Source organism: Specibacter cremeus (genome assembly GCF_003946885.1).
Taxonomy (GTDB): Bacteria; Actinomycetota; Actinomycetes; order Actinomycetales; family Micrococcaceae; genus Specibacter; species Specibacter cremeus.
Window position 1 is genome coordinate 123,872 of record NZ_RWKQ01000005.1, and the last position, 4,071, is coordinate 127,942.

General features: G+C 60.0%; 4 protein-coding genes. 1 reads left to right on the top strand and 3 read right to left on the bottom strand.

The window, feature by feature from the left end; genetic code table 11:
- Positions 1-45: 45 nt before the first annotated feature.
- The gene (locus EJC77_RS03195) at positions 46-450 is read right to left on the bottom strand and encodes a heavy metal-binding domain-containing protein (protein WP_240629720.1); all 405 of its coding nucleotides are present in this window, start codon (positions 448-450) and stop codon (positions 46-48) included.
- A 194-nt stretch (positions 451-644) separates the two neighbouring features.
- Between EJC77_RS03195 and EJC77_RS03200 the strand changes: the two genes are divergently transcribed.
- Positions 645-2,396 (top strand): IS1634 family transposase, encoded by a 1,752-nt coding sequence (locus EJC77_RS03200; protein WP_125610130.1) that lies wholly within the window; start codon positions 645-647, stop codon positions 2,394-2,396.
- Between the two features lie 73 nt (positions 2,397-2,469).
- Here the strand turns inward: EJC77_RS03200 and EJC77_RS03205 are convergent, their stop codons facing one another.
- Together EJC77_RS03205 and EJC77_RS03210 are read right to left on the bottom strand one after the other, a co-directional pair.
- Positions 2,470-2,685 carry a hypothetical protein gene (locus tag EJC77_RS03205; RefSeq protein WP_125610131.1) on the bottom strand — a complete coding sequence of 72 codons (216 nt, stop codon included), beginning with the start codon at positions 2,683-2,685 and terminating at the stop codon, positions 2,470-2,472.
- Between the two features lie 300 nt (positions 2,686-2,985).
- Positions 2,986-4,071: SPFH domain-containing protein (locus tag EJC77_RS03210; RefSeq protein WP_164520303.1), on the bottom strand; the 1,086-nt coding region annotated here is incomplete at its 5' end.

Genomic DNA, 4,071 nt, shown 5'->3' on the forward strand with positions numbered 1-4,071 from the left:
TGGTCTTACCGTGGCGAGCTGACTGAGGGGCTACCCTTTCCGGCCTTACTGCAGGTCCTCAGCGCGCGAAACATCCCGCGTCGCCAAACCAGCGCGTGCGTTCTTTTCGATCACAACAGCGTTGCCATTCGCAGTCACAGCAAACAAGAACGGCAGATACAGTGTTCCACCCGAATTATTCACGGTCTCGGGATCCAAGGTCAGGTAGTCGAAATCTACTCCGATCACAGCGTTGCATCCAAGGGCATATGCAGCTTCTTTCAATTCCGCTAGAGCGTTTCGCCTGATGTGCGACAGTCCTGACAGCAGGTCTGCGCCAACATCCTTGTTCACTCCCCCAAACCAGCCGTGCGTTGGTCGGTCCATCGATACAGCATCGTCGCCAGAAATATAGCCTGAGTACTTGGTGATCGTGTAGCCGTCAAAATTGAAACCGGATGTGATGAGCATGCTCGCCACGGCATGCTGCTTCGCTTGCTCAGCTTGTTCCGCGTTGGTCTGCTCTAACCTGAAGTTACGTTGGCCCTTTCCCCGGTTTCTCGCTGGATTCCGGGGGAAGGGCCTTTTTTGTACCGGAATCTGTAGCCACTAAATTCTTTGAAAAACCCCTTCATTTCTGATGCCGTTGGGCGTATTCTGTGGGTATGACCAAGGCAACGCCCGCGATGCATGTAGCCGTGAACACCTCCCGCCGGGTGAACAAGTCCGGGGTGGAGGTCGAGTACCGGTCGGTGCTGCTGCGCCGCTCCTACCGGGACGGCGGGAAGGTCAAGCACGAGACGATGGCGAACCTCTCCGCCCTGCCGGATCCGGCCATCGAGACGCTGCGGGCCTCCCTGGCGGGCAAGACGATGGTGGAGGCCGGCGCCGCCTTGCAGATCACCCGCTCCCTGCCCCACGGCCACATCGACGCGGTCTACGCGATGGCCGGCGGCCTGGGCTTCGAGGCCATGCTGGGGCCGGCCTGCCGGGAACGGGAGGTGGTCATGGCGCTGCTGGCCGCCAGGGTCTGCGCGCCGTCCTCGAAGCTGGCAACCCTGTCCTTCTTCGCCGACACCACCCTCGGGGCCGACCTGGGCCCGGTGGGCACCGATGATTTGTACCGGGCCATGGACTGGCTCGGGAACCGGCAGGGAATCATCGAGAAGGCGTTGGCGCGGAAGTACCTGCGCCCGGAGAAGAATCCTGAGAAACTGGCCCTGTTCGACCTCTCCTCCTCCTGGGTCACCGGCACCCACAACCCGCTGGCCGCGTTCGGGTATTCCAGGGACAAGAAGCGCGGGGTCGAACAGATCGAATACGGGATGCTGGCCACCCGGGCCGGGATCCCGATCGCCGTGCGCGTGTTCCCCGGCAACACGGCGGACCCGACCGCGTTCATTGCCATCGCCGCCGACATCCAGGACCTCGCCAAGGTCGAGGACCTGGTCATGGTCGGTGACCGGGGCATGATCACCTCCGCCCGCATCGAGGCGCTGAAGGACACCACGCTGGGCTGGGTCGGTGCCCTGCGCAACACCGCCATCCAGGAACTGGCCGAGGACCAGGGGCCGTTGCAGATGAGCCTGTTCGATGAACAGAACCTGGCCGAGATCAGCCACCCCGACTACCCCGGGGAACGGCTGATCGCCTGCTACAACCCGGCCCTGGCCGGCCTGCGCCAGCACAAGCGCGAGGAACTCCTGGCCGTCACCGAGGGCCGGCTGAAAACCATCCAGAAGGCCGTCGAGGCCGGCCGGCTCAAGGGCGCCGGGAAGACCGGACTGAGGGTCGGGAAAACCCTGGGGAAGAACAACATGGCCAAGCACTTCACCCTCACCATCACCGACACCTCCCTGACCTGGGTGCGGAACCCGGAAACCATCGCCGCCGAGGCGGACCTCGACGGGATCTACGTCATCCGCACCAACGTCGACCAGGACGCCATGGGGGCCGCCGAGGCCGTGCGGGTGTACAAGTCCCTGGCGAACGTGGAGAAGATCTTCAAAACCCTCAAATCACGGGACCTGCACGTGCGCCCGATCTACCACCACACCGAGACACGCACCCGCGCCCACGTGTTCCTGTGCCTGCTCGCCGGCCACCTGACCTGGCACCTGCGCGACGCCCTGGCACCCCTGACCTTCACCGACGAGGACCGGCCGATTCCCGAGGAGCCCGTCGCCGCCGTGCACCGATCCGCCGCCGCGCAACGCAAGGCCAGCACCCAAACACTGGACGACGGCACCCCGGCCCGCTCCTACCAGGCCCTGTTGCGCCACCTGGGCACCCGGACCCGCAACACCATGACCATGGCCGGCACCACCGGCACCTTCGAACTCCTCGCCGTGCCCACACAGACCCAGCACCAGGCCATGACCCTCATCCACGACCACGCCACCACCCACAGAAAGTAGCCAGACACCCCAGACCAAATGACAGGAAGATCCCCGGAAACCCGGGGATCTTCCTGTCCTAACTCGCGTAACTTCAGTCTAACGCGAGACGTTCCTGCTCCTGAGCTATCCGCGCCTTCTCCTGGGTAAGATACTGGTTGTAATGGCCGACCATCTCGTCCACCTTGACGCCGTCGTCGACGCTCAGGCCAGTAATCCCAGACTTGTACTGGAAATCGGACTGCTTTAACCACCGATCGAAAGCGGCGGGGTCAAGTTGGTAGTTCTTCGCAATGTCTCTGGTTTTCATGCAACTCCCTATCGTAGATACTTCATGGCGTTCTGGTTGGTGGGGTCGATATCAAGGATTAAGCTTGCATAGCGATAGCTATTCGTCGGATCGGTTTCACACTTTTGGAGCAGCACGTGAACGTCCAATAGTAAGTCGACCACAGTCTCTCGTGACGGAATTTCTCCCGACTGCAAAGCGTATCTCGAACGACAATATGCGCACACGGCATAACCTGCCTCTTCGAAGAGCTCCCCGCTGCCACATCGAGCGCATTCAATGAGTTTCATCGTGCATTCCACGCCATCCATTATCCGAAAATTACGAGAGACCGAGAGCTTTTGCTTTGGCAGCATCGAAATCATTCTGATCGATCAAGTCGGCCTCGAATGCACGCTTAAGCACTTCTAGCTTGGCCACCAGATCGGGGTTTCCTTGAGGCGTTCCTGCTGTCGGAGTATCCGGCGTCTCAGCATTTTGCATTAGCCGAGGAAGATTGATTGTACCGGCGGCAAGACCCATCCCGAAGATGCCGCTCGCACCGCCTTCACCTCCCGCGGCTTCCATACCTGCCGCAACTGAAGCCTGCAGGTTGGAATTACCACGCGCGCCAGCCAGCGCGTCGGCGCGCTGGACAGACTTGAGGAGTTCCTGGGTGTCCTCGTCGTACCTGATGCCAATGATACTGACGTTTGAGATCGCAAGTCCGCGAGTCGTCGTCCATTGATAGACACTCTCCACCGCACAGGACAGAGATTCCGCGAAACCCATCGAATCCTGTTGAATCTTGGCAATGCGGTTTCCTCGTTCAGAATGATTCGTGTACGAGCTGAAGGCAGCGGAGAGCGAACCGACTACTTCTGAGAACAATTGGGTGGCAGCAGCGTTCGTCCCATCCGTAAAGTCGAACACTTCTTGTACCTGCAAATAGGTTGCCGGGACGAACCGTTTCGCAAACAGAATCGGATCGACGATATTCATACTGTAAACGCCGTGTGTTAAGGCGCCGACCTGCGTATTGAAGTAGGCATCGTCCCAGTAGATTGCCGACTGAGTACCGAATTTGTTGTTCGGGAGCTCCTTCAAGGTCACGAAGAAGGCAAGTTGCTGCGAGCCTGGCCTTCCACCGAACTTAAAACGCTCCCAGGACTGCTTCACAAGCGTCGCAAATGAACTATCGCTGGCGAACATGGACTGAGAATCCACTTCATCCGAGTTCCAGATGTACCCGCCGGGTTCATCTGCGAAAGCAGTGAGTTCTCCGTCCTGAAACAGGAGCAAGCCGTAACCTTCAGGCACTACAATCTTGGATCCGTTGGTCACAATTGCCTGCGACCCCAGGGCCCCGGAAAGGTCGGCGAGTAGGGCTGTGACCTGCGGCTTTGTTGCCGTGTGAGCGGCGTGGCG